Genomic DNA, 2,929 nt, shown 5'->3' on the forward strand with positions numbered 1-2,929 from the left:
CTTGAGCATATTATAAACGGTCTTACTATAATTGATTCTTACAGAAATGAAATTACGGCAATGGATGTTGACCTTGAGCTATTGGAGGTTATGTGGGTGTTTCACGATATTGGTGAGATAGGCATGACTCAAGATATTCCTTCAATAAGTAAAAGCCAAGATGATAGGGATGACGAGTATAAAAAATCCATTGTTACGCTTTCCAGTATTCTACCAAACAAATTAAAAAAAACGCTTATTAAGCTTTATAATGCCTATGAAGGCAAGGACATAACAACCTATCATAAAGAGGCTAATTTGTGCCGATGGATTGATAAAATGGAAGCAGCTTTATTCATATATGAGTCTGGTATTGCAAAAGTCTGGCAGACACAACTAGATAACCAAATTCAGTTTGATAAAATATTGAGTGACTATGCTTTAGGTAATGCTATCAATAAAACCAATGAGCTATTAAAGCTTGACAGTAATCATACTCATAAAAAAGCATACAGCCAAATTAAAAAGCTAATTATTCGATATCAGGGTGAAAAGATTATAAGCGAGGCGTGCAGTTCAAGACTGAACCAAATGCTACTCATAAAGCAGCCATCTATTTAACAAGGATATTAATATGTTAGTCCATATTGACTCTAAGCCAGGAGAAATAGCCCCGATCGTCATCATGCCGGGAGATCCACTTAGAGGTAAGTATATTGCCGAAAATTACCTAAGTAATACAACACAAGTTGCATCTCTCAGAAACATGTTGGCCTATACCGGGTATTACCAGTCTAAGCCTGTATCCATAGTTCCTTCTGGGATGGGGATTCCCTCTATTTCTATATACGCCCATGAGCTTTATAAAAACCACAAAGTCAAAACTATTATTAGAATCGGTACCTGTGGAACTCTCCGGGAAGATATTTCGACTGGAGATTTGATTATAGCATTGGGAGCTAGCACCGATTCTATGGTTAATAGAACCCGTTTTGAAGGTTATGACTTTTCCGCTATTGCTGACTATCAGACTTTTCTAGCTCTTGACCTATCGGCTAAACGAAGTCAAGTTAGCTATCATACGGGTAATATTATGTCTGGGGATTTACTCTATTATCCGGCTCCTGAAAAGATGAATGTATTAAATCGGATGAATATTCTGGGAGTGGATATGGAAACTGCTGGGCTCTATGGAGTGATGGCTGAGCATGGCTGTAAAGCAGCGGCGATAATGACTGTTGCAGATCACATTTCTAAAGGACAATCGCTGGATCCAATGGCTCGGGAAACTGGCCTGGATACACTCATTGAGATCACGCTGGGAGCCCTCGAATCGATTCATGACGACTTGTAAAATAGTAGGATATCGATTTGCACTCACTTAAAGTGAATAGGAAAAGGTCTTTGTTTGCAAGCAGCTACAACAAAGTACTAACCGGTAAACTCTATATCGCCACATTTCACCCAAAGGAGGGCTTCGTCGGGATGGTTTGAAGCAGCTCAATCATTCCTGACAAAGAAATCTGGCATTTTGGGCTTACACCTAAACAGGGGGAGTTTAACCCCCTGCTTGAACGCTTCGAATCCTTTTCGCTTTAATCATGACCTGATAATCTGATGATCTGATTGTTTAGTGTTTCAAGTTGACCAGAATAGAAATGGTCGGCATCTGATTTAAAGAACTTAATGTTATTGAATTGTGTTTTAAAATTTTCTTCATAGTCAAATCTTTTTTGTTTTTTCTCTAAACCAAGTAATGTATCCTGAGTGCCATAAAAGCAGAATATCGGGGTGCTATTATTTTTTACCAATTTTCTTGGATTAGTAGATATTAACTCGAGTAAAAAAAGAGCTTTCTTAACCTTTTCAAAATTAAGAGTTCCAAAGTGACTGTCTGAAGAGTCAATTTCGGGTAGGACGCTTTCTGCGAGTGATTTCAGCATTGCACCCAAGTTAAAAGGATGAACTTCTTCACACCTTCTCTAGAGAATCTCAATAGATTCCAGATTTAAATAACTACAGCTAGGCACTCAACAAATTTATGATGCTTTTTCCAATATACAGTAATCTCAGACAAATCAGGAAACTGGCTTTGGAGTGGCTCTAGTAAATTAAAACGAAGTTGGTCTTCATTACAGAAGGATAATTGAACTTCTGAAAAGTTGATAAAGCGCTTGACACGGCTTAAAATGGCTTTATATATAGCTTCTTTCGCTGAAAAAACAACGGTTACGAATTGCTCGTAACTATCAAAACACTCTATGAACTCAAGCTCACCTTTTAGTACTATTTGCTCAGAAATATTCTTAGCCACGTTGTTTGGTAACCAGTTTTCGATATCAATACCAACTATAGCATTCGGGTTATTGCAGGCAATTGCAACACAATATTCACTGGTATGGCTGATTGAACCTGTAATACCTTTGGGCCAGATTGGCTCCTGGTCAGGGCCATATCCTGGTTGCTTGTATCTGATTCCACACAATAGTTTCATAGCTGAAACGGCGCAATATCGGCCTGTTAAAAACTCTTTTATTCTTTTGTCACAGGCTTCGGATAAATTTTCTGGGATGTAAAAACCTTCAAGCAGAAGCCGGTTAAAAAACATTTGGCTTTTATTTATCCTGTGTAGATATCTAGTAATCATATGAAAAACATGCCTACGAAAGCCAAGGCTGGAGTTCTCCAGCCTTGGTGAAGTGTTAGGGAACCTGCGAATAACCTCTAATTTACTTCCCTTCTTGAATCGAGTTCGAAGTAGGACTGAAATCAGAGGTCTCAACCCCTTATTTGTATGATATTTAGCCACTTTCGTGACTTCAGGGCGGACTAACCCTGTGCCCGGATCATTTGATCCAGTCGAACAATATTCGCCAGGGCAAATAAAGTAGACAGTTTATTGTCATTCTTCTTCAAACCTCGATACCTGGCTTTTATAAATCCAAATTGA

The 2,929-nt window shown here is 38.4% G+C and carries 4 protein-coding genes and 1 pseudogene; 2 read left to right on the forward strand and 3 right to left on the reverse strand.

Annotation, left to right across the window (positions count from 1 at the left end; translation table 11 throughout):
- Together WG89_RS28180 and deoD are read left to right on the forward strand one after the other, a co-directional pair.
- Positions 1–600, forward strand: a 600-nt coding sequence (locus WG89_RS28180; protein ID WP_153301885.1) for an HD domain-containing protein, incomplete at its 5' end; no start/stop codon positions are given.
- 13 nt (positions 601–613) lie between these two features.
- On the forward strand, positions 614–1,333 hold the full coding sequence (gene deoD, locus WG89_RS28185; protein ID WP_062271069.1) for a purine-nucleoside phosphorylase: 720 nt from the start codon (positions 614–616) through the stop codon (positions 1,331–1,333).
- Between the two features lie 241 nt (positions 1,334–1,574).
- On the opposite strand, the gene WG89_RS28190 is transcribed toward deoD, so the two are convergent.
- The 3 genes and pseudogenes from WG89_RS28190 to WG89_RS32550 all read right to left on the reverse strand — a co-directional run.
- On the reverse strand, positions 1,575–1,931 hold the full coding sequence (locus WG89_RS28190; RefSeq protein ID WP_153301886.1) for a hypothetical protein: 357 nt from the start codon (positions 1,929–1,931) through the stop codon (positions 1,575–1,577).
- A gap of 56 nt (positions 1,932–1,987) precedes the next feature.
- Complete coding sequence (locus tag WG89_RS28195) at positions 1,988–2,587, reverse strand: 4'-phosphopantetheinyl transferase family protein (RefSeq protein WP_062271073.1); 600 nt, start codon at positions 2,585–2,587, stop codon at positions 1,988–1,990.
- A 221-nt stretch (positions 2,588–2,808) separates the two neighbouring features.
- Positions 2,809–2,929 (reverse strand): annotated as a pseudogene (locus WG89_RS32550) (IS5/IS1182 family transposase); the annotation flags it as partial.

It is taken from the genome of Endozoicomonas arenosclerae, assembly GCF_001562015.1.
In the GTDB taxonomy this organism is placed as follows: domain Bacteria; phylum Pseudomonadota; class Gammaproteobacteria; order Pseudomonadales; family Endozoicomonadaceae; genus Endozoicomonas_A; species Endozoicomonas_A arenosclerae.

Coding starts and splice junctions, on each gene's coding strand:
- deoD (WP_062271069.1), top strand. CDS start 614: ATGTTAGTCCATATTGACTCTAAGCCAGGAGAAATAGCCCCGATCGTC.
- WG89_RS28195 (WP_062271073.1), bottom strand. CDS start 2,587: ATGTTTTTTAACCGGCTTCTGCTTGAAGGTTTTTACATCCCAGAAAAT.